The sequence below is a fragment of the Brachyspira hampsonii genome, assembly GCF_001746205.1.
GTDB lineage: Bacteria > Spirochaetota > Brachyspiria > Brachyspirales > Brachyspiraceae > Brachyspira > Brachyspira hampsonii_B.
In genome coordinates, this window is the sequence record NZ_MDCO01000012.1 from 535377 (window position 1) to 558349 (window position 22973).

General features: G+C 27.2%; 20 protein-coding genes and 1 pseudogene. 17 read left to right on the forward strand and 4 right to left on the reverse strand.

Going from position 1 to position 22973, the window contains the following annotated elements:
* The first annotated feature begins 2 nt into the window (after positions 1 to 2).
* The 15 genes and pseudogenes from BFL38_RS11345 (at position 3) to BFL38_RS11420 (ending at position 14471) form a co-directional block, all read left to right on the forward strand.
* Positions 3 to 3496: pseudogene (locus BFL38_RS11345) on the forward strand (phage tail tape measure protein).
* Positions 3493 to 4314 carry a hypothetical protein gene (locus BFL38_RS11350; RefSeq protein WP_069727142.1) on the forward strand — a complete coding sequence of 274 codons (822 nt, stop codon included), beginning with the start codon at positions 3493 to 3495 and terminating at the stop codon, positions 4312 to 4314. The pseudogene BFL38_RS11345 and the gene BFL38_RS11350 overlap by 4 nt, the downstream one beginning before the upstream one ends.
* Positions 4314 to 4766 (forward strand): hypothetical protein, encoded by a 453-nt coding sequence (locus tag BFL38_RS11355; RefSeq protein WP_069727143.1) that lies wholly within the window; start codon positions 4314 to 4316, stop codon positions 4764 to 4766. Before BFL38_RS11350 ends, BFL38_RS11355 begins: the two co-directional genes overlap by 1 nt.
* Entirely contained in the window at positions 4766 to 5893 is a 1128-nt protein-coding gene (locus tag BFL38_RS11360) for a hypothetical protein (protein ID WP_069727144.1), read from the forward strand. The genes BFL38_RS11355 and BFL38_RS11360 overlap by 1 nt, the downstream gene beginning before the upstream one ends.
* Before the next feature lie 82 nt (positions 5894 to 5975).
* Entirely contained in the window at positions 5976 to 7982 is a 2007-nt protein-coding gene (locus tag BFL38_RS11365) for a hypothetical protein (RefSeq protein ID WP_069727145.1), read from the forward strand.
* Positions 7983 to 7992: 10 nt separating this feature from the next.
* The gene (locus BFL38_RS11370) at positions 7993 to 8193 is read left to right on the forward strand and encodes a hypothetical protein (RefSeq protein WP_069727146.1); all 201 of its coding nucleotides are present in this window, start codon (positions 7993 to 7995) and stop codon (positions 8191 to 8193) included.
* On the forward strand, positions 8190 to 8579 hold the full coding sequence (locus tag BFL38_RS11375) for a sigma factor-like helix-turn-helix DNA-binding protein (protein WP_069727147.1): 390 nt from the start codon (positions 8190 to 8192) through the stop codon (positions 8577 to 8579). Before BFL38_RS11370 ends, BFL38_RS11375 begins: the two co-directional genes overlap by 4 nt.
* Before the next feature lie 73 nt (positions 8580 to 8652).
* Positions 8653 to 8997, forward strand: coding sequence for a hypothetical protein (locus tag BFL38_RS11380; RefSeq protein ID WP_069727148.1), 345 nt, complete (start codon positions 8653 to 8655; stop codon positions 8995 to 8997).
* Positions 8998 to 9000: 3 nt separating this feature from the next.
* A complete protein-coding gene (locus BFL38_RS11385; RefSeq protein ID WP_069727149.1) occupies positions 9001 to 9603 on the forward strand; it encodes a glycoside hydrolase family 19 protein in 603 nt (200 codons plus the stop codon).
* Complete coding sequence (locus BFL38_RS11390; protein ID WP_069727150.1) at positions 9596 to 10426, forward strand: hypothetical protein; 831 nt, start codon at positions 9596 to 9598, stop codon at positions 10424 to 10426. The genes BFL38_RS11385 and BFL38_RS11390 overlap by 8 nt, the downstream gene beginning before the upstream one ends.
* A complete protein-coding gene (locus BFL38_RS11395; RefSeq protein WP_069727151.1) occupies positions 10427 to 10675 on the forward strand; it encodes an endonuclease in 249 nt (82 codons plus the stop codon).
* A gap of 19 nt (positions 10676 to 10694) precedes the next feature.
* Complete coding sequence (locus BFL38_RS11400) at positions 10695 to 11333, forward strand: hypothetical protein (RefSeq protein ID WP_176720573.1); 639 nt, start codon at positions 10695 to 10697, stop codon at positions 11331 to 11333.
* A 193-nt stretch (positions 11334 to 11526) separates the two neighbouring features.
* Positions 11527 to 13350, forward strand: coding sequence for a peptidase (locus tag BFL38_RS11405; RefSeq protein WP_176720574.1), 1824 nt, complete (start codon positions 11527 to 11529; stop codon positions 13348 to 13350).
* 12 nt (positions 13351 to 13362) lie between these two features.
* On the forward strand, positions 13363 to 13854 hold the full coding sequence (locus BFL38_RS11410) for a hypothetical protein (protein WP_069727152.1): 492 nt from the start codon (positions 13363 to 13365) through the stop codon (positions 13852 to 13854).
* A 449-nt stretch (positions 13855 to 14303) separates the two neighbouring features.
* Positions 14304 to 14471 (forward strand): hypothetical protein, encoded by a 168-nt coding sequence (locus BFL38_RS11420; RefSeq protein WP_240516416.1) that lies wholly within the window; start codon positions 14304 to 14306, stop codon positions 14469 to 14471.
* A 232-nt stretch (positions 14472 to 14703) separates the two neighbouring features.
* Here BFL38_RS11420 and BFL38_RS11425 read toward each other — a convergent pair whose 3' ends face one another.
* Positions 14704 to 14889, reverse strand: coding sequence for a ligand-binding protein SH3 (locus BFL38_RS11425; protein WP_069727471.1), 186 nt, complete (start codon positions 14887 to 14889; stop codon positions 14704 to 14706).
* 420 nt (positions 14890 to 15309) lie between these two features.
* On the opposite strand from BFL38_RS11425, the gene BFL38_RS11430 reads away from it, so the two are divergent.
* Together BFL38_RS11430 and BFL38_RS11435 are read left to right on the forward strand one after the other, a co-directional pair.
* Positions 15310 to 16428, forward strand: coding sequence for a tyrosine-type recombinase/integrase (locus BFL38_RS11430; RefSeq protein WP_008728778.1), 1119 nt, complete (start codon positions 15310 to 15312; stop codon positions 16426 to 16428).
* A gap of 563 nt (positions 16429 to 16991) precedes the next feature.
* A complete protein-coding gene (locus BFL38_RS11435) occupies positions 16992 to 17432 on the forward strand; it encodes a hypothetical protein (RefSeq protein ID WP_069727154.1) in 441 nt (146 codons plus the stop codon).
* 535 nt (positions 17433 to 17967) lie between these two features.
* Here the strand turns inward: BFL38_RS11435 and fabV are convergent.
* The 3 genes from fabV to BFL38_RS11450 all read right to left on the reverse strand — a co-directional run bounded on the left by fabV (position 17968) and on the right by BFL38_RS11450 (position 22910).
* The gene (gene fabV, locus BFL38_RS11440) at positions 17968 to 19146 is read right to left on the reverse strand and encodes an enoyl-ACP reductase FabV (protein WP_069727155.1); all 1179 of its coding nucleotides are present in this window, start codon (positions 19144 to 19146) and stop codon (positions 17968 to 17970) included.
* 354 nt (positions 19147 to 19500) lie between these two features.
* Entirely contained in the window at positions 19501 to 20862 is a 1362-nt protein-coding gene (locus BFL38_RS11445) for an McrC family protein (RefSeq protein ID WP_069727156.1), read from the reverse strand.
* A gap of 44 nt (positions 20863 to 20906) precedes the next feature.
* On the reverse strand, positions 20907 to 22910 hold the full coding sequence (locus BFL38_RS11450) for an McrB family protein (RefSeq protein ID WP_256097259.1): 2004 nt from the start codon (positions 22908 to 22910) through the stop codon (positions 20907 to 20909).
* Positions 22911 to 22973 lie beyond the last annotated feature (63 nt).

A 22973-nucleotide genomic window follows, 5' to 3' on the forward strand; every position in this document is an offset into this window, starting at 1 on the left:
AAATGAGCAGCTTAAATGTTAGTATATATGCAGATGCTTCCCAAGCTATTGAGGCATTTGGAAAACTTAAAGATAAAACAACCGACTTAGAAAAAGGCTTTGATAAAATAGGAAAATCTTTTGACAAGTTCGGTTCTTTAGCTACTAAAAGTTTAACTGTTCCAATAGCGGCAGGGACAACAGCTTTTGCATTAGCTACTAAAAAAGCTACTGATTTTGATAATGGAATGCGTGAGGTTCTTACTCTTCTTCCAAAATTAAGCAATGAAGGTTTTGAAAAATTAAAAAATGAAACTTTAGAGTTTAGTAAAGAAATAGGCAAACTTCCAGAAGAAACAACTAAAGCTCTTTATCAAGCACTTTCTGCAGGAGTTCCACGTGAAAATGTATTTGAGTTCTTAAAAACTGCAGGCGAAGCTGCTATCGCAGGTGTTGCTGAATTAGAAACTTCAGTTGATGGACTTACTTCTGTTACTAATGCTTATGGAACAGAGGTTTTAAGTGTAAATAAGGCTTCAGATATAATGTTTCAAACACTGAAGCTAGGAAAAACAGACTTTACTCAGTTATCTCAATATTTATTTAATGTTATTCCTACCGCTTCAGCTTTAGGAGTGAAGTTTGAAGATATAGGAGCTGCTATTGCTGTAATGACTGCACAGGGTACTCCTACCTCTGTTGCAACAACACAGATTCGTCAGGCTTTAGTAGAACTTAATAAAGAAGGAAGTATTACAGATATAGCATTTAGAGAAATAGCAGGAAAAAGCTTTAAAGAGTTTATAGAGCAAGGAGGAACTTTACAGGAAGCTCTTCAAATGCTTGCTGAAAAAGCTGATAAAAGCGGAAAAGATATTTCTAGTATGTTCAGCAGTGTTGAGGCAGCAAATGCTGGTTTAGCTTTATCTGGAAAGAATGCAGATAAGTTTAAAGATGCTTTAGATCAAATGAATAACTCAGCAGGAGCTACATCTGAGGCATTCAAAAAAATAGATGACGGTCTAGCAAGACAGTTTGAAAAAATGAAAGCAGAGCTTAGTGCTTTAGTAGTGGAACTTGGAAATAGTTTACTTCCTGTTGTTAATGAAGATTTACTTCCTGTTATGCAAGATAAAATAGTACCTATAGCTGAAAAAATGATTCTTACTATTATATCTTTAATAAAAACATTCAGCGACTTGCCAGCACCTTTGCAGGCTGTAAGTGTAGGATTTGTTTCTTTAGCAGCGGGCTTCGGTCCAGCTTTAAAAGGGATAGTAGGACTTGGAAAAGGAATAACAGAAGCTAAGAAAACTATATCAGATTTTAAAAATGCAGCATCTGTATTAAAAACATCAGCAAGTTCTATTCAAGGATTAAGTACGGCTTGGAAAGCATTAAATACAGTAATGATTGCAAGTCCTGTTGGTATTATAACAACTCTAACTGTAGGACTTGGTGCTTTAGCAGTAAAAGCATATAAATTAAATCAGGAATATAAAGCATTAATAGAGAGTTCAAACCAATTAGCTAACAGCACAAAAGAATTAAATGATAATTCTTTTAAAGATGTAGGTTTATTTGAAGAGTATCAAAAACTAGCTAGTGCCAAAGAGTTAGATGCAGCAGCTACTGAAAGATTAAGTCAAGTAACTGATAAACTTACTAGGCTATATCCTAATTTAAAAACTGTAGTTTTAGATGGAATTACATATATAGATTCTGCTACTATGAAGTTAGAAGACTATAGAACGGCAGAAGAAAGTACACAAATACAAACTATAGAAACAAAAATAAAAGAATTAGAAGAAAAGCGAAAGATATATAATGCTGCTGTTGAAAACTTAAGAAGTTCTTTATATGCAGCTGGCATGGGAGAAAGCCAAGCCAATGATGAGATATTAAAGAGTTCTGATTATGAAAAATTATCAGAAGTAGAAAAAACATTAAAAACATTAGAAAAACAAAGAAATGACTTAAATCAAAGCATGCATTTAAGACAGTCTCTAACTAGAGATGGAATAGATTTAGAGACTAAGGAAAAAGAAGCTAATGAAAATAGCATTAATGCAATAAAAGGCAAATCTAAAGCTGTAAAAGATAAAACAAAAACTTATGAAGATTATTTAGCTTTACTAAAAAAAGCAGAGGAAGAGGAAAAAAGAAGAGTCAGCAATCTTCGTAATATGGGAGCTGAAATCAGTGATGCTGAAGCTCTTGAAGCTAAAAAAGACAAAGTAGGTGCTATACTTACCGAAATGAGTACGGTACTAAACTTAAATGCTAATCAAATAAAATATTTAAGTGATAATTATGGCTACGCATTAGGACGACTGTCCGCCTTCGGCGAAGGAATAACAACTGATAGATTTTCTGAATTAGTAAAAGAAATAGAAAACAGTATATCCGCTTATGAAAGAGGTGTTGCGGTTGCTGAGGAGTTCGGAGATAAAGTAAGTGAAGCCGAACAGCAAGGACAGAAAAGCGAAATAGTAAGAAGCGGAATAGAAAGCATAACTAATGAATTAGAACTTACAACTGAACAGGTAGAAATATTAAAAGAGAAGTTCGGCGAACTTTGGAAAACACCTACTCAAAGTTTTTCAGATTATTTTAGTGCGAATTGGCTTCAAATGCTTAATGACACTATAGGATATACAAATGATTTTTATTCTGCTATACAGGAAATGCAAATACAGGCTATAGAGTTTGAAATAGAAAAAAATGAGGAAAGAAAAGAGGCAGCATTAGAAGCGATAGAAGAAGAAAAAAATGCAAGGCTTGAAGCTATAGGAATAATGGAGAACTCACAAAAGCAGAGTTTATTAAAAGAAATAAAGCAATTACAAAATAGGCAAAAAGTTGCTCTAGGACTTTATGAACAGGAGAGAATAAAAGCTGAGCTTGAAGAGAAACAAAAAGAACTAGCTAAAATACAAATAGAAGAAGAAGCCAAAGCTAAGCAGATGGAAGTAGAGAAAAACTATAATAAAATGAGAAGATGAAGCTAGAATATAATTCGCAAATGGAAAGCTGGAAAATGTCTTTAGTTCAGGCGTCAGCTTCTATGGCACAGGCAGCCATAAGTGCTTTAGCCTCATCAATGGCAGTTCCTTTCCCTGCCAATATAGCAGCTTATGCTACTTTACTTGGAATTATAGCAGCAGGCTCTGTTAACTTGGTAAAATTATCCCAAGCTAAACCGAGTGAACCTAAATACTTGGCAAAAGGCGGACTTGTAGAGAGAAGAAACGGAGGAATTAATGCTGTAATCGGAGAGGGTGCAAACGATGAAGCGGTTATACCTCTTGAAGATAGAATACTATCAAAAATAGGAAGTCAGATTTTTGAAGCTGCCAAAGGTGAAGATGGCAGTTATTATGCAAATACAAATACAGCGGAAACTGTATTTAATCAGCCTGTTTATTTAATGCTTGACGGCAAGATAGTTGCAAGCACCATGCTTAATTTAAGCAAAAGAGGAGTAAAAGTTGTAAGCCAGAGAGGTATATTATGAGATTATTATGTAATAACATATTTAATCTATTTCCGTATACTGTATCTGGAGGCGAAGATGATTTTTTTCCTATAGAAAATATATTTAATTATCAAACTCTAGAAGTTGGAAGATTTAAAAGTGAAGAAGAGGCAAGTTTATTTTTAGATGGAAAAGGTACTATAAACTGTTTTGCTATTTTTAATACAAATATAAAAAATATAAGTATAGAAATAGAAGATATATATGGTAATTTTATCTATTATGATGTTTATATAAAAAATAATTATGGAGTTTATAATATAGCTCATGTTGAGTTTACAAGAATAAAAATAACTTTTAATAAGAAAGCAGACGGCAATATGATTGAATGCGGTTATTTTATTATTGGAGAGGCAGTAGATTTTCCTCCTCATGATAAAACCAAAACGCATACTGTTAATTATACCCATGAACAGTATTTTTCTCAAAGCGGTCATTATTTTTGCAGGAGGCTTCCTGTTAAAAGTTATGATACTTGGAAAGTATCTTTTCCATATTTAACAAATGCTGATAGAGATAAAATAATTAATTTTTTTAATGAGAATAATTTTGAACCTTTTGTACTTCAAGTATGGATTGAAGAAACTATAATGCCAAACACTAAAAATGAAATTGGTGTATATAATCTTAGCAAATATGGAAATGCAGTATATGGAAGCAAAGCAAAAATTAATTATCCTAAATACTATATGAAGTCTGGGCTTTATGTATGTACTAATGAAGAGATAACTTTTAAGAAAGGAAAGAATGATTTATATCAGTATTCTACAGAGCTTACGTTTAGGGAGATAAAATAATGTTTGAGATTATTTATGAGCCTTCCTGCATACCTCTTACTATTGAAGATGCGTATAAAAGACAGAATGAATTATTAAAACATACAAGATTTCTGCATACTGCATTCGAGGGTATAAAAATAGATTTCTCCAATAAAAGCAGTATGCCGTTTATAAGAAAAGGTTCTGTATGTATGTTTTGCTATTCAATATATGAAGCTAAAAAAGATATTATATTGAATGATAGTACAAGTAATGAAAGCAGTAAATATATATTATTAAAATTAATTAATAATGGCAAAAACTTAGAACCGCAGGTAGTGGACAGTTTAGACTGCTATTATAATGAAGAGCTAGGAGGCTTTTATTCAATTAATAGTGAAGGAATAAGCAAATATATTCCATTAGTAATAACAAAAAACGGATATTATGAAATAGATTATTTTGATATATATAATAACGAGGTGTACTGATGTTTAGACTGATAAAAGAACCTGAGGGAACTCCAACTAATTTATTAGATAGCTATAGACAGCAGAATATTATTATGCAGAAAATGCGTATGCTTCATACTGCTTTTGACGGTATAAAATTAAATCATTGGAGTGATACAGACAGAGAACTTCCTGATATTTTAGCAGGAAGTATTTGTGAGTTTGAAGGAAGATTATTTGAAACAGACATCATGATTAAATTATATGATAACATAAATAATAAAGATGATTTAAGATATATAAAACTTGTTATTCATAGAGATAATGAAGATAATAATAATGATTATTTAACTGCTGAAATAGCAGTCGGAGATAGCAAAACATTATCAGGCGGATTTCCTAGCTATGATTATGAAAACAGAGGTTTTTATGTCAAAGATAATAATAATATCATAACAGAAAAATATTTAAGATTATCAATGAAATATGATTCTAATCTAGGCGGTTATGTAGAGAAAAAATATTGGAATATTAATGACTTTCAAAGAAAAGGACTAACATTAAAAAGAAGAACAGTGAGCTTTGGCGTTGGTACTCATGAGTTTAATTTTCCAAGTGATGTTAATAGTATTACAGTTCATATATGTTCAGGCGGCGGCGGCGGATATTATGGTATATCAAATATGACTGGTACAGAGCCTACTGCAGGAGGTGACTCTCAAATATTAATAAATGAGAAAGTAATAACCACTTGTTCAGGAGGCGGCATATTATACAAAACTGGAAATGGTAATTTAGATATAGCAGGAGGAAAAGGAGGAATAGCAAGCGGACAAGGTAAATTAATAAACGGAAACAATGGAATAATTACAAGATGGGATAATATTAATAATAATACAGGAGCTATATTTAGAAATAATACTACTTTGGCTAGCGGAGGAAATGGAGGCAATGGTTCTATAAATGGTTATGGTTCAGCAGGCGGAGGCAGCGGAAGTGCTGCTATAGTAGATGTAACAAGAGGAATGCTTGGGATTTCAAGTAAAATCAAAATAGTGGTAGGAAGCGGAGGAGCAGGAGGTACTAGTACACTTAATAATGGAATTGCTGCTAATGGAGAAAAAGGACAAGACGGCTCAGCAGTCATAGAGTATATGCAGAAATAGGTTATATAGGAGTAAGTGAGCCGAAGCACATCTATAATTTATTATAGATGTAATTATAGCGTAGGCGAACATAGCAATAGTAATGAAGAGTTTTGCTAATATTATAGAACTTGATATTTCTAGTCCTGATACTAGATTAATATTTGCACCTTTCGGAGGTGTATGGACTGCAAGTATTAATGAAATATACTCATTATACAGCAGTTCTTATTTTAATAAATTATTTAATATTAAAGAAAATGAATTATATAATTTGTTTAGTATAGGCTCTATCAGTGTTGACAATGACAGAGGATATATAGAAGTATTTTCTTTAGAAGCTCTTTATAAACAGAATAAATCTTATTATCAATATAAAAAAGATAATATTAATTATATAGCTGTGCATTTTAATAACTTTGAAACTCCTTACAGCAAAAAGAATATTCTTATAAATATTAAAAGATTATTCTCTACACGTGAATGGCTTGATAGTAATAATAGTTTAATTACTGAATTAAATAATATGTATATAGAGCCTAGAGTTGAGGAAATAGATACTGCAGATATCGAAGGCGATTCACTTGCATTTGATACTATTCAAACAAATGAAATGTCTGTTACTTTAAGAAATGATGACGGACTTTTTGATGATTTTTCTAATTTATACGGCAATAGATTTTTGGTAAGACAAATATTTGACTATCAAGCGGACAGCCGAATGCCTTCCGATTTTAATAAATCGGAAGGAGCTTATAATGAGGATGGGAGCGTAGCAACAATAAAAGATTCTAATATTATATTCTCTGGTTTTATTCAAAAGCCTGAATATTCTTTTTTAGAAACTGTAACAATAACAGCATCAGATATAAGAGCTTCTTTTTCTACTGAGCTTCCTAAAAATGTTTTTAGTGAAAAAGAATACCCAGATTTAAAGAACTTCCCAGAGAATGTGCAAAGTGGAGAAGATACTATTGATACCTGCAGAACTTTAGCAGCTGGACATGGCATTACAGTAAAATTAAAGCCTATAAAATATTATACTCCTGATATATTAAATCCTGATTTGATTCCTGAAGTAGTTTTTGAAATATGCGACACTTCAAGGAATGCTATAGAAAGTATTGTTAATAGAAATGATAAACTTGATAATAATAAATTAAAGCCTCATATATATTTTATAGAAACACCAGAGAGTGAAAATGAAATAATAGAAAGAAATGGTGCCGAAGGCACGCATTCTGCGACTGTAATAAGCGGAGAATTGGAGATATTTATTCCAGAGTTCAAAGATTATCAAGATGGAAACGGAGAACAAAGAGTATGGACTTTAGATAAAGAAAAAGGACAGTTAATTTTTAGGGGACACAAACAAATACATTCTATAACAGATACTAATGATAATTTATATGAGATATATGCAGAAATAGATATACCGCCTTATAAATCTTTAACTCTCATTAGAGAGATTTTAGAAGATTATGAAAATATAGCATACATAAAAGAAAATTATAATATAGAAAATTGGCAAATTGAAGAAGAACGTTCAAGAGAAATAGCTGTTTTGCTTGATAATGATAATAAAAAGACTACACTTGATTTAATAGGAGAACTTTCTTTTTTAGAACAAGGAAGATTAGAAATAGATAATAATAAAATAGATTTTATCAGTACAAGATTTCGCAGTAATGAAGCTAAATATAAAATAAAACAGTACTGTATGGGAAGAGTTGATAAAACAGTAGAAAGTGATGAGTATTTATCAAGCTTAAGCATTAAATATGATTTATTAAAGTCAACATATAAAAATACTGATTTTGAAGAGGAAGCTAAAAAAAGACATAGGATAAATGCACATGAAGAGTTTGAAACTTTATTAAAAAGAAAAGAAGATGCAGTGAGCTTATCTAATGAAATAATGAAAAGCAGATATCTATTAAAAGAGTATTATACATTTGAATATTATGAAACTTTAGATTTTCTAAAGTTATTTGATATAGTAGAGATAGAATATAAAAGAGAAGATGGAAGTTATTATATAAAGCATTGTAAGTGTGAAATACTTAAACTTAATATATTTGACAATATTATAAAATTAAGACAATTATAAGGGGTAGATTATGATTACGAGTTTAGGAGTTATTACAATAGATAATATGGCAATAGAAGATATAGCATACAGCAATAATTACACTGAGTATATTGAGCTGAAAAATGATATAGATTCGGCTAAGAAAAAATTAAAGATTAAAAATATTTGCAATACTTATGATGCTTTAAAAATAGCAGAGTATATAAATAATTTAGGAGATAAAAAATGAAAAAAAATACTAATACCTGCAATTTATGTCATAAGAGAGATAAATGCAGAGAGTTATGTGATGATATGAAAAAAGCAATAAGAAATAAAAAAAATAACAATGATATTTATTCTGATGCTACATTTAATGTATTTGAAACAGATATTTCTAAAGTTATATATACTTTTGGACTTTCAAAAGTAGAAGATAGAGACAGTAAAAGAATAATAATAGCGTTACTTAAAAAAGATCAAAGAGAAATGCTAGAACTGCTTGCAAAAGGATATACACAAAAAGAAATAGCAGAAAAATTAAAAATGTCTCAAAGTAATGTATCCCAAAAATTAAATAATATAAAGAAAGAACTTCAGGATTCAATGATACAGATAATGCCATATATTTTATAATTTTTTCTTTATGCAATGAATTATCCTTATATTTTTTTATATAAGTGTATGAATATAGATATAAGGATAAAACATGGCAAAAGAAAGTATAACAGAATTAAATAAAAAAGAAACTTCATTAATAGAAAAATATATAAAACTAAAAAATGAAGAGAAAAAAAATAAAGAAAATATTGAGGCTTTAAAAGATGATGTTCTTGAATTATTAAAAGAGCATGAAGGTAAAGTAGTTCATAACGGATATAACATATCAATGCATGAAAATACATCATATCAATACAGTGAAGCTATAGTGAATATAGAAACAGAGATTAAAGTATTAAAACAAAGAGAAGTAACACTCCAAATAGCAAAAGAGAAACAAAAAACTGAATATATAAAAGTATATGAATTACAAAACAAAAATAAAGAGGCTTAATCTATGCTAAATGAAAATACATTAAATAAAATCGGTATAAATAAGAAATGGCTTTTACCATTAAATAATGCTTTTCAAAAACATAATATTACAGACATAAAAGAAGCTGCTATGTTCTTGGCACAAACAACTCATGAAAGCAATAATTATAAAAGACTTGAAGAGAGCTTCAGATACACTCCGCAAAGGCTTTTTGAAGTTTTCAAAAAAAGAGTTGGAAGTTTGGAAAATGCTAAAAAGTTATGTATTCAGGGAGCTGAAGCTATAGGCAACTTTGTTTATGTCGGTCGTTTAGGTAATACAGAAGACGAAGGCTATAAATATAGAGGCAGAGGTATTATTCAGCTTACTGGAAAAAATAATTATAAAAACTATGGTAAAAAAATAAATGCTGACTTAGTTAATAATCCAGACCTTGCCAAAGAGCCTAATAATGCTATAGAGATTGCATTATTATTTTGGCAGGAGAAAGGCTGCGGTTTACTTGCCCGTCAAGGTGATGTGAAAGGAGTTACTAAACTTATTAACGGCGGATACAATGGACTTGAAGACAGAGAAAAAAGATATAAAAATATATTAAAAATACTAGAGGATAAAAATGTCTGATGCATTAATGGCTTTATCTATAATAGGTATTTGTATAACTATACTCATAATTGGAAAATGGGTTAAGGACCTTATTCTGCATAATAAGCAAGCTAAATTAAAAGCAAATATTAAAGACGGTACTATAGAGTTTGGAAATGATAAGGTTAATGCAGAAAAAACTATAGAAAATCAAAATAAGATTGTATCTAATGCATTTGAATCTCCAAAAGAGCTAGCTGTATTAGAATCTAAAAATAACAGTGAAATATTAGCTTATTATCATGGAGATAATGAAAAAGAAGAAAATAAGTTTAAATATGATGAGAAAATTACATCTCTTACTGTATATAAAGAGTATAGCAGTATCATAAGTCAAAGTACATTAAAAGTGCAAAGTCAAATCATAAGCTATATAGTACATAATCATATACTTGATAAAGATAAAGCAGAGCTTAGGGAATATATAAAAGCAAAAAGAATAGAAATTATTAATATATATAATGATGCTTTATCTAAAAGCAGCATTATGAGTATAAATAAGCTAGGTTTAGAAAATATATGTAATTTTTATTATATGATTATTTTAGATAAAATAGAGGATATTTATAAATCAATTTATAATAATCATCAAGCACAATATGATAAACGTAAAGCATTTATGAAAAATCTTAAAAATATTCCCTCTGCTGACAGATTAAAAAGCTATGATGTATTTATTAATAATAATTTTACTGAAACAACTATCAAAGACAGTGAGATAGTTTTAGAAAATCTTGAATATTTGCAGAAGTTTCTTTTAGGCATATTTCACGACAATTTAAAATACAACGGAGTTAGATAGATGAGTTTTATAGAAAAGCATAATGCTAATAAAAAAGTAAGTATCTATACAAGCATAGTTACTTTTATTTTAGGGGTTGTTTGGGTTAGTGTTAATCTTATCTGGAGAGGTAGAACAGTTGCTAAAGAAGAAGCTATTGCTGTTGTAATAATTTTCCTTGGTCTTAATGCAGTTAGTTTTGGAAGTGATTTAAGAGGCTTTTTGAAGATATTAAGAAATAACAATACTAATGATGATAAAAAAAAATAATAATGAAAAGGAGTAAGCAGTGATTCCAATAATAACAGGCTTTTTATCTAAACTAGATAAAAGAATATTTATAGTTCTTGCAATAGTTTTGTTTGTTGCTGTTTTTATAGTATTAATAGCTTTTAAAGACAGTGAAATACATAAAAAAGAAAAAGAGATTGCACAGTATCAGGAAGATATTAAAGGCTTGGAGCTTAATAATCAAACGCTTCAAAATGAAATATTATTTATTAAAGAAAATGAGAAGTTTCAAAATAGTTTTAGTAATTCTAGCGTTATGATAGATAATTTATTTAAAACGAAAATCCGACCTGCTGATGATAAATCATCAGCACCGTATAGGGAGGATTTGAGTATAGTAACAAAGGAAGAAAATGAAACATTTAATAATATATCTAATAATTTTTATAAGTATTTTTTTTATAATAAACGCTTCAAAAACTCGCCAAAATTACAGACAGTTCCTGATGAAACTGTCTGGGCTCGTTTTTTCCGCTCTTATATTAACTTCATGCAGTACAAAAATAAAATATGTCAAAGTACCGCTTTCTACGCCTCCAGAAATATTTATTATAAAAGCTGTTACAAACAGACAAGATTTAATGAGAAGATACCAAGAAAGCATTATAAAGATAGGAGAATGGCAATTATGGTATAACATACAGACAGGAAATAATTATTATAGATATAATAAATAAAATGAGAAACCGCCGTGTATATAATTTATTATATACACTCTATAAGGCGGTTTCGAATATAACAATAATAAAAGAATGGCAGCTTTGGTATAATGTGCAAGTTTCTAGTAATTACTATTTTTATAAATAAAATCTAAAAGCAGGAGCTTTATTATGGCTTTAGAAAAACCTGAAAACTATAGAGAAGTGCCAGCCCTGCAGGATGGCGAAACTATATTTGCTGAAGATCATAATCAGATAATAGCAGATATAGAAAAGATAAAAGGCGGAAAGTCTAATGAAGTTCCTGTATCTAATATTAAAGAATTAAAAGATATTTTAGATGGTATATTAGCAGGAAAAACTCTTACAGCTTCACAAATAATTTTTGATAATGAAGAAGCTAAATTAATATATAAAAAATATAATTTTCCAAAGTTTAAAACAAATATAAACACTATTAACTTAGTATTGACTGATGAAAATACCAGCAGTGAATACACAGCAGTTATAGAAAAAGAAGAAAATAATTATAGAATGAAATCTATAATTAATAATTTTCCTGTAAATAAAATGGTATTCTTAATAATTAAAAGTATTAATGGAAATGAAGATTTATATTATAAATACAGCACATTGGGACAATTCTTTGATATAAACAAAAATATAATATATGAATTAGATTCAAATGAATGCATAATATCTGATATGGATTGTCCATTTGTATTTAATTTGTCTGTTAATGCAGGTAATTTAGTATTGAGTATAGTTAAGTCTAATTTTCAAACTGAAATACCAAATACAAACTATAATATTATTTTAAATATTAAAAATAAGCAGTTAAATAAATTAGATAGTAATATATCTTTTTTATTTATAGGAAGTATTAATCCTTTTAAACTTCAATTAATAAAAACATATAATAATAAAATTAAATTAAGAGGTCATTATATTTATAAAACTAGTTTAATTCCTCCTATTTGTTATAGTCCAATTTTAGAAAATTATTTTAATATAATCAGTAATGATAATGAGATAATCAATACAGACGGTATCACATCCAGTTCTGGAAAGCCTAAGAAGTTCGGCTTTATAAAATATAATAATATACCAAATACTTATTACTTAAAAATATCTAATCAGGATGGTTCAGAAATAGATACAAATGAAATAATAACTTTTGATTTGACTCCTGATAAAAATGCAGAAGTAGAAGTAAAAGAAAAAGTAATAGAAACCGTACAGGATGCTATAGAAGCGTTAAGCGATACATATAGCGGTGATTTTGATTCAGAACCTGCAGAACCAACTCCTGATAATCCTGAAGAAGAAATATATTCTTTTGAAAAGACTACAATTACCTTAAATAATGGAGAATCTGAGCTAGAAATTAATAGTGATTGCTTTGTAGATTTAAGCCAAATAAAATTAATAAAAAAAAGTGATGGTTATTTATATCTTCTTGGAACTATTGAGATTATAAATTCAGCAGAAATAGCAGCTATAAGAGTCAATAAGACATTAAATATAGATGCTATAAAATTAGTTGGTTTAATAATTAATCAAACAACAGGAATACAATATTTTTCAGTTTATCAAAATAATTATTTATATATATGTTTTATATTTGATAAAGCTCAATCGGCAAATATTAATATAAGTTCAGATAAAATATATAATCCTAATGTAATATGTCCTTATGATATAGGATATATTAATTATGCTGGATATAATTTATCAGAGGATTTTGGTATTCATTTAATAGATGGAAAATATATTTTAAAAGGCTCAATAACCCCACCAAACACATCTGTTACTTTTTATGTAAATTGCAATATAGAAGATTTTTTTGAAAATGGCAAAGGTTATGAATATTCAGTCTATACAATACAAACTGCAAGTATAAAACCACTTTATGGTTATATATCTATTATAGGATTAACAGCAAATAAAGAAAATATTATATATTTTGAATGTCCTAAACAGCCAGCAATTTAAAAGGATATAATAATGAATAGACAATTTGATACATTATTTAAACATAATATTTTAAACAGTAAAGAGCATTATAATTTTTGTCCTAAGTGCAATATTCTTTATAAAGATAAAATGATTTGTAAATGCGGAGAATTAATACATTTTATACGCATTGATAAAAATATAGCAGATATAATTTTAGAGTTAAACAAAAAAGGATATAAAACTAGTCAGTGCTGCGAAGGGCATATTGAAGATGAATATTTTCATCCGTACATATATTTTAGTTATTTATTTGATGTTAATGTTTACGGTATGGCTAAGCAAATATCAGAAGTTATAGAAGGTGAAAATCTTCCTATTGAAACTGTTTATATGTTCAATAATAAAAATAAGAATATAGGTACTTTATTTGAAGTAAAAGAAAGTAAAATATCAGAATTAGAAAATAACAAAGAAAAAATAAAAGAGGTATTTATTAATAGTTTTAAGATAATAGCAGAAAAATTAAAAGTTTATAAATAGTTTTAAGGAGTTAATATGTTTAAATTAATATTAATTTTTTTAATAGGTGTTATGGTAGTTTTTACTTTCATTAGAATAGTAAAATACTATAATAAGTTTATGAATGAGGCGACTGCCCGCCTTCGGCGAAAGAAGGAACATTTAAAGAGAGATTAAAAGCTCTCATTAAAGAGAAGACATCAATATATTATTTTATTAAATTAACTTACGGATGTGTGATGTTTTTTATAGCTGTAATTTCGTAGGACGCATTATGAATGCATTAAAAGATTTACTTTTTATTATATATAAAAAATTGTCCGCTTTAAGTATCTGCTTGATAAATCAAGCAGATGCTCCCAATTTTTTATTTTTAAGTTTTTTATATTAAAAAATTATTACAGAGGTTATTTATGTTTAATACCTTTAAGGATTTAATTTCATGCTCAAAGACTGGCCATCTTTCTAGTATGCGTTTAATCAGCTTATTAGGTTCGGCGGTTATGCTTGTTTGTATAGCGTTTTTGGTTTTTTCTAAAGATGTTAGGCTTGGTGAAGCTCTTCCATTTTTGATGGGTGGTTTGCTTGGACTTGCTGGATTTAAAAGTTATCAGTCAAAGTTTGAAGGCGATAAATAATAAATAATCAATATTACTATTCATCTACCATTTTTTTCTCCTAAATTATAATAAAATGTTTTATGGGCAGAGCTTTTTTAAAGTTCTGCTCTATTTTTTATTAATATATTTTATATTGATATTATTAATTATTAATATAAAATAAATATGGTTTAGTTTTTGCATATTAGACTTACTAATATGTTGGATTAAGGGCTGTAACTTTGCCAAGTTTCAGCCTTGTATTTTTTTATTATTTTTTTTGTATGCTTTCTAAATATCTTTTATGAATAGCCTCTATATATTCGCCTAAAGACATATTGTACTTTCTTGCATAGTCTTTCATTTCATTAATACACTCTTCTGAAGCTGTAAAAGCCCAGTGTAATTTTTTTGGTGATTTTTTTAACTCTTCTTTTTTTTCTAATTCATTAGTCATATACAACTCCTTGATATTATTTATTTTAATATTATAATTTTTAGTATCAGGCATACCCTAATATGCCTGATACTTTTAAGGATTTTTTATCCTTTGAAGATTTCGTATAAGGCAATTACGACGTTCGCAATAACTGTGATTCCTTTAATATTTTATAAATATTCATGCTCCATCCTTTTTTTATTTAGTAAAAATATTTTTTTTATCAGATTAAAAAAATATTTTTTATCCTATACCATATATACAAAATATAAGGAAATATCGATGGAAGGATAAAATGAAATATAAATAATATTTAATGAAAAATTATTTAAGCCGATAATATTATTGCTCAGAAAAATTAAAAACAGTTTAAAAACTTTTTATTTGAAAAGCCTGTCTTTTATAGACAGGTTTATTAAAATAAAAGGAGCTGTTTTTATGAAAACGCTAGACTATCTAAAATTATATGATAACAATAATTCTAATTTAATCATTCAATATCTTGAATATATAAAACTTTATAAATCAAAATCAACTCTACAGACTTATTCAAGTTCTATAAAAAACTTCTATGATTTTTTATATTTTTATTACGATAATAGACTGTCTAAAAATATACAATTATACAATACTACGGTTATGTATAATAAAGTAGATAGAAAATGCATTGAAGACTATATCGCTTATCAAGTTAATAAAAATCTTAGTGCCGATGTTATTCACTGCAGAGTTATGGCTGTCAAAAATTATTTTAAGTATTTAGCGAAATTAAAGAAAATAAGCACGGAAACTTTTTTTGATATTTTTGATGAGCTTAAAACTCCAAAGATAATTGTAAAAAATCAGCTATTAATAAAAGCAGATGAAACGATTAGCATTACAAAAAAGATAAAAGAAAAATCAGAAAGTTTTGCAGATGAGAGAAATATATTCATGCTTTTGCTGATGTCTAACACAGGCATACGCCGTAAAGAGCTTGCCTGCATAGACATCGAAAATATAAACCTTTCTAATAATACCATAACTATTTATAAAACAAAAGGGGATAAACCAAGAATTATTTCTTTTTCTAATTCTATAAAATCTAAGCTATTTGAATATTTAAAATTAAGAAAATCTATATTAAAGCAAAGAAATAAAATACATAATATGCTATTTATTAAAACAAACGGCGAGCCTTTGAATATAAATACTATAAGCACAATAATGCATTTCATTTCTAAAAAGACAAATACAAAAGTTACATGTCATTCATTAAGAAGAGGCTTTGCAACCGACATGGCAGAAAACGGAACTGACATTTATGTTATATCAAAAATGCTCGGTCATCAAAATATTAATACAACAGTGTCAAGATATATTTATGTTTTGGCTGGAATGATAAAAGAGGCTATGGAAAATCATCCGTTTGCTAAGTTTGGATATAGTACGAAAAAAGACTGTATTAAAAAAGACATTAAAACAAATATGCTTGAAGAATGGAAAGACTTAACGTGCAGAATGAATCAAATATTAAACAGTTTTGAAAAAATCGAAAAGGATTTTAATAGAGCTTAAAAGATAGGCTGTAATCTCTAGGAAGATTACAGCCTGCGAGATAATTTTATGATTAGTAAAAACTATAATACTGTTTAGTTAATATAAAAAATATTAGAAAATATTAGTTTGTAAAAACTGCATAAATATAGGTTAACTTAACAAAATGGATTAACATATCCATTTTGTTAAATATAGCACTTAATAAAGTGGATTAATATAGCCATTTTATTAAATGAGTACTTAACAAAGTGGTTTATAAATTTAAAGATATGTTAAAGACTTTTAAATTTAAAAAAGAATAAGAGTTAATATATTTTAGTTTATTTTAGAAATAACATGAAAAGTTAAATCAGTTTTTGAAAACTGTTACGATAACATAATACAAATATTATCTTCAAGTCTTTAATAGAATAGCTTTATTTAACGCACAGAGGCTTTATACAAAGCTTTTTTTATTTAGGTATACATTAATATATACTTATATAAAAAAAGCTTATATATATAAAAAAATATAGTTGTTTGACTTTTTAAATTATATTTTATATTATTTTAATAATTTTATAATATTAGGAGATTTTATAATGGGATATATTTTATTAAAAGAAAATTATATAGAATGTGCAGATAATAAAAAATTTCATATTTTTTTATGTGATGAAATAAAAGAGCCTGAAAATAAGTATAAATATATAGAATTAGCATCTTTACGTCCATTATGTGATTTTAGAGATAATAAAATTGAAGCTATAAAACACAGTTTTTTGGTATTACCTTTTAATTTTGAGTTATCAGTTGATGTTCCATATTTAGTAGATTCTCCATATTTTAAGAATATGAATAATACTAAAATAAATACAAACTTCAACTATTATATTGGAATTAAAGAATTTGCTAACAAATATGATAATGTTTATTATACAGAAAATTTTACACATTTAAAATATATATTAGCATTTCTTAATGAAGATATATGTAACTCTTGCATATCAGAATTATATTCTAGTTATAAAAAATATGAATAATTTTTTATATATTCTTGACTTTAAAATATTTTTGTGTATATTAGTAATTGCTACGCAAATTTATGATGCTATCAAAACAAAAGCCTGAGAAACTTTTGCAGCATTGAAGGAAAGAAAATATGAAAGTTGATAGAGGTATAATACTATCTTCTAAAGAGCAGTATACTCAGAAGAAAAATAACAGCAATTGTTCTTTAATTTTAATAAGCTTGAAATGCGGTACAAGTGTGAAAAACTATCTCTCAAATAGTTTCTTTCCTGCTTGTAATTTGTGTAGCAATAAAAATAAAGCCTTGTACCGCTTTCTATATATTTTTTTGATTTTCAAATTCGTTAAAATAATAATTTTTAAATACTAGAAAGCAAAATATAAAAATTGTGAGTGTATAGCAAATTTATTTGCTATACATTTTTAGCGAACAATTTTTATTAGCAATAATAAAAAATAATAATTCATTTAAAATAAAAAAGTGAGATTCAAATATAAAATATATTCAAACCTCACCAACAATCAATATTAATTTACAGTATTAAATCATATCTGCACATCTTGACTATAGTCAATACCTTCCTCATCAAAGCCATGCATATTCATATAATCTTTTCTGAATAATGCTAGATCTGCTATTTCTTTCAAATTATCCTTTGTTAATTTATTCCAAGAATCTAATACTTCTTTTTGAACATCCTCTCTTAATTCCCAATCATCTAATCTTATTCTATTTTCACTGTCAACAGGTATTTCTCCTACACTAAAAAGTTTCTCATTTAAAAGCCTGTACATTTGCTCTATACAGCCCTCATGAATACCTTTATTTTTCATCACTTTAAATAATATACCTATGTAAAGAGGAACTGTAGGGATAACTGCTGAAGATCTAGTTACTACTGCTTTATTTACTGATACATAAGCATGACCTTTTACTTTATCTTGCATCTCTTTATCTAGCTCATGTGCTGTTGCCTCTAAATGATCCTTAGCTTTTCCTATTGTTCCTTCTCTATATACAGCTTTTGTCATTTCTGGTCCTATATAAGAATAAGCTATATTAATAGCATTTTCAGCTAATAAATCAGCATTAAGCAAAGCATCTGTCCATAATTTCCAATCTTCTCCGCCCATAACTTTGACAGTAGATTTTATATCATCTTCATTGGCAGGATCAATAGATACTTCTAATAACTCCTCTGTAAGAAAATCTACACCTATTCCATTATATTTTTTTCCTATAGGTTTTAAAGATGAACGGTAAAGCGTTCCTGTTGATTCATCCATTCTCACAGGAGCCGCCAAACTGTATATAACTAAATCTATTTTTTCGCCATTGAAAAATGTTTTAGCTTCTTTAATAACTTCTTCTTTTGAAGCATTTAAAAATGCATCTAATATTAAATTTTTATCCTCTATTCCATCTTTTTTAGCAAAAGAAGCAAAAGCCTCATTATTATACCAACCAGGTGTAGCTGTTCTTCTTGCTGTAGCTTCTTTTTCAAATGATACACTCATTGTTTTAGCACCTAATCCATAAGCTATGGCTATTCTGCTTGCAAGTCCGTATCCGCCTGAGCCGCCTAATATAAGTGCATTCTTTACATTAGATTTCACTTTAGGCTGTGATTTCACATAATTAATTTGATTTTCTACCTCTTTAGCACAGCCTAACGGATGAGCTGTTATACATATATTATTTAATATTTTTGGCTCTACTACCATATTGTTTATTCTCCTATTATTTTTTTATTACAAACTAATTTATTATACTTTATAATAAAATTGTTTTTTTTTCAATGAAAAAGCAATAAACTCGCTTAAAAATAGCTGACAACATATTATTATTAATAAAAAAATTAATTACACTTGCCCGCCCTCTAGCCTATTCATAAGAACTGTCATTTTTGTGCTATTTTTCTTTTTTATTATATTATGTAATTTATGATCCCCACCCAAGATTTTTTTAATTTTTCACAACATATATAACGCACGCTAAATAAAATTAAAAATATTGATTTATTGTGATTATAAATCTTCATTAAATTTAAAATTCATTTACCGTGCGTTAATCAAAATTTATTTTAAATCTTCTTTTAATTCATTTTCAACATTTTTCATAGCTTCAGAAAATTCTTTTATATTATTGAAATTTTGATTAGGAATTTTAAAAGCATATTTATATATGGCACAATCAGCATAACTGTTATAAATATTATTTAAAACACCTATTTTTGTAATTTTATTTTTATCAGTATAATTAGTTTCTTCCAATGGATAAATAAAACCAGCCTTTTTAGCATTAAGTGTATAAGCATATGATACTATTTGATGTTTATCGTTTCTATCTATATTTTCATTATTATAATTATCAAGCCTTTTATATTTTGCATCAAGCACTATATTATTTTTATTCTCATCAGATAATTTATAAAAGTCTGGATAAACTCTCCAAGCATTATTAAGTAGGTTTATACCATTTTTTGAGGTTCTATTTTCGGAATGGATAAAATTTATTTTGCTTAAAAAAGTATTTAAATATTCTTCAAAAATCCAAGCCCCGTCAAATAATAGTCCGTATACAGTGTTATCATCACTTCCATATCTTAATTTTTCATGCCTTAATATCTGAATGCATATTTTTCTTAAAGGCTCATATTCATAATAGTAGGGGTGAGATAATTTTTTTAAGTTTTTATTTATAATGCTCTCTCTTTTATTTTTCTCATAACTAGGAGTAGAATAAAATATCTGCTGAATATAATTTTTTATTTCATTGTCATAATTTAGAATATATCCGTTCTTTGTATTTATATATTCTATGGTGTGCCTTATTAATTGTGTTATATTATTATCATAGCTGTATTCTCTGGTATTGTACGAAATTTTACCATTGAAAGGAATATTATTTTTTATGTATCTGTTAATATCAATAGTTCCTTTTATATTAGAATCATTATGTTTTATTAATTTATACTGTTTGAAAAGCCCCTGTCTTAATGCTTTCTTAAAAAAACTAATAAACATATAAATCAAAAAATCAAATGAATCGTCATAATCCTTACTATGCTCCAAATTAATGATATTAAGATTAAGCACTTTCATAAGCATGTAGTGCAGAAAATAATCATTATCATCATTTGAAAATCTTGAAGATATTTTTATTTGAATATTTTTATAGCTAATAAATCCCATTATATTATTAGTATATATACTGTCATTAATAATACCAAATATTCTGCTTTCTTCTTCCAAGTCTTTACTTTCTTTTATGGAGTTAGGAAATATTATAATATTATCTTTTACACTAGAAAGAGTTTTGCCTGATATTTCTTTAATTGAAATTATATCTTCTTCAGAAATATTTTCTTGTATACTTGTTAATTTTTCATGTTTAGTATTATCTTTTAATTTAATAATTTTATTATTTGTGTTAGTCATATTATTATTTTTATTATAAACTTATAAAATTAAATATATAATAATTAATTATCATCATCTAAGAAATAAGCATTTTTTAATTCATCAAGTTTATTTTCAGCATCAGGCATTCCTCTTAAATACTCATATAAAAGCCCTTTCAAATGATTCTCCCATAACATATCAAAAGCATCGTCTTTATTATTATTTTGATAATAATTTTTTAATTTCAAGAAATAAGAAGCTCCTATATGATATGAAGAATTAAAGCCTTCGATTTTCTCTATCGCCTCGTTTAACTTGTTCATTCTATCTTTAGCTTCATCTAGTATTTCATTATCTAAAACATTATCAAGCATATATTGTGTATCTGAAGCTTTAATTTCCTTCCAAGCAAATCTCCTACGCATAGCAAAGTCCATACTCTCAACGCTTCTGTCAATATCATTCATAGTGCCTATTATATAAACATTCTCTGGCACAAAGAAACCGTCTTCAAATTCATCGTCTGTTTCATCATTACTAATCAAATTATTATATTGTGTTTTTACTCTTCCAATTTCTCCTCTATATCCAGTATCAATAGCAAAAAATAATTCACCGAAAATTTTTGAAATCTCTCCTCTGTTAATCTCATCTATTATAAATACGAATTTACTGCTTCTGTTTTGCAAAGCATTTTTGCAGAACTCTTTAAAAACTCCATCCTTTCTTTCAAATACCATATTGCCGTTACTGTCTTTAATAGGTCTTAATCCTTCAACAAAATCTGTGTAATCATAAGAAGGGTGAAACTGCACAAATCCGTAATCATCATTATTTATATTTAAATATTCTTTTTTTCCGCTTATTAAATCAAAATTTTCTAATAATATCATTCTTACTATATACGAATCTATATCTTTTAGATTATCATCAAAAAATTTTTTTATATTTTTATTTAATTTATATCTATTATTATCTTTTTCTATGTTAAATATATCGCATATATCAAGCATATACTCTCTTGACAGCATAGGAAAATATGTATAAGGGTGATATGAATTATATATTTTTATTGCCAAATAATCATTTCTTTTATTAAAGTCTAATACTGAATTTTTAAAATCATAATCTTCTATTGTAGCCATATTATATAATTCTTTGCCTATTTCTTTTATAAGCTCATCATTAGTTTTATTATTTGTTTCATTCATTAGGTTTCCAGTATTTTTATCATAATATAGCAGATATGTTTTAGCTCCTCCAGCAAAAAATCCTCCTAATAATTTTCTTTTAAGTCCGAATTCAATCCAATAGCAAAATGAATTATTATCTCCTCTTCCTACAGCATAATCATCTATGCTAATATTTTTTAAACTCTCTATTGGAAATCTTTTTACAAATTTCTCTCTTAACTCTTCTCCCTCTTTTTTTAACTTTTCTAAACGCCCTTTATTGCTTTTATAATAATCTATTATGAACTTTTTATAATCTTTTATAGCGGTATTATCTTTCATTACTTCTCTTGCTATTTCTTTAGCCAAATAGGTTTTTCCTGTACCAGGGGCCCCTGTAAATACAATATTATAATTTTCTTTAAGAAGTTTGATGCAGTTTTCTTTTAAGTTTTCCATATGCATGTTTCCTGAATATTTTTTTAATAATTTATCTATATTATCTTTAGTGACGCTGTCTTTAATATTGCAAAACCTTCTTGCCTGAGAACCAAAATTAAATTCATCTTCCAAACTTAATTTGTACAATTTAGCTTTAACACATAAAATAGTATCATCAATATAAGAGAGATAATTTTTAATTTGTTCTTTATCTTTATTGTCATATTCTTTTATTAATTTATCTAATGTGATAGAATCTGAAAGAGCTATACCTACAGCTTTTACTTTTATACCTTCAGCAATAACTATTTTTGTGCCTTTTTTTATGTATGTATTTTTAATTTTCTCTAAAGCATTTTTATAATCTGCATCATCATCTTTAAATCCTACAAATGATATATTATATTTAAAGAATATTTCATCTAAAATCCATTTATCTCCCCATTTACTGCCAAAATAAACATACGACATTAAAAATATCCTAACATTTTTATATTTTATAAGTATATAAGAACTAAAGATAAAATCAATGTA

Bases quoted from the DNA above. Each gene is read 5' to 3' on its own strand.
- BFL38_RS11350 (WP_069727142.1), top strand. From the start codon at position 3,493: ATGAGATTATTATGTAATAACATATTTAATCTATTTCCGTATACTGTA.
- BFL38_RS11355 (WP_069727143.1), top strand. From the start codon at position 4,314: ATGTTTGAGATTATTTATGAGCCTTCCTGCATACCTCTTACTATTGAA.
- BFL38_RS11360 (WP_069727144.1), top strand. From the start codon at position 4,766: ATGTTTAGACTGATAAAAGAACCTGAGGGAACTCCAACTAATTTATTA.
- BFL38_RS11365 (WP_069727145.1), top strand. From the start codon at position 5,976: ATGAAGAGTTTTGCTAATATTATAGAACTTGATATTTCTAGTCCTGAT.
- BFL38_RS11370 (WP_069727146.1), top strand. From the start codon at position 7,993: ATGATTACGAGTTTAGGAGTTATTACAATAGATAATATGGCAATAGAA.
- BFL38_RS11375 (WP_069727147.1), top strand. From the start codon at position 8,190: ATGAAAAAAAATACTAATACCTGCAATTTATGTCATAAGAGAGATAAA.
- BFL38_RS11380 (WP_069727148.1), top strand. From the start codon at position 8,653: ATGGCAAAAGAAAGTATAACAGAATTAAATAAAAAAGAAACTTCATTA.
- BFL38_RS11385 (WP_069727149.1), top strand. From the start codon at position 9,001: ATGCTAAATGAAAATACATTAAATAAAATCGGTATAAATAAGAAATGG.
- BFL38_RS11390 (WP_069727150.1), top strand. From the start codon at position 9,596: ATGTCTGATGCATTAATGGCTTTATCTATAATAGGTATTTGTATAACT.
- BFL38_RS11395 (WP_069727151.1), top strand. From the start codon at position 10,427: ATGAGTTTTATAGAAAAGCATAATGCTAATAAAAAAGTAAGTATCTAT.
- BFL38_RS11405 (WP_176720574.1), top strand. From the start codon at position 11,527: ATGGCTTTAGAAAAACCTGAAAACTATAGAGAAGTGCCAGCCCTGCAG.
- BFL38_RS11410 (WP_069727152.1), top strand. From the start codon at position 13,363: ATGAATAGACAATTTGATACATTATTTAAACATAATATTTTAAACAGT.
- BFL38_RS11420 (WP_240516416.1), top strand. From the start codon at position 14,304: ATGCGTTTAATCAGCTTATTAGGTTCGGCGGTTATGCTTGTTTGTATA.
- BFL38_RS11425 (WP_069727471.1), bottom strand. From the start codon at position 14,889: ATGACTAATGAATTAGAAAAAAAAGAAGAGTTAAAAAAATCACCAAAA.
- BFL38_RS11430 (WP_008728778.1), top strand. From the start codon at position 15,310: ATGAAAACGCTAGACTATCTAAAATTATATGATAACAATAATTCTAAT.
- BFL38_RS11435 (WP_069727154.1), top strand. From the start codon at position 16,992: ATGGGATATATTTTATTAAAAGAAAATTATATAGAATGTGCAGATAAT.
- fabV (WP_069727155.1), bottom strand. From the start codon at position 19,146: ATGGTAGTAGAGCCAAAAATATTAAATAATATATGTATAACAGCTCAT.
- BFL38_RS11445 (WP_069727156.1), bottom strand. From the start codon at position 20,862: ATGACTAACACAAATAATAAAATTATTAAATTAAAAGATAATACTAAA.
- BFL38_RS11450 (WP_256097259.1), bottom strand. From the start codon at position 22,910: ATGTCGTATGTTTATTTTGGCAGTAAATGGGGAGATAAATGGATTTTA.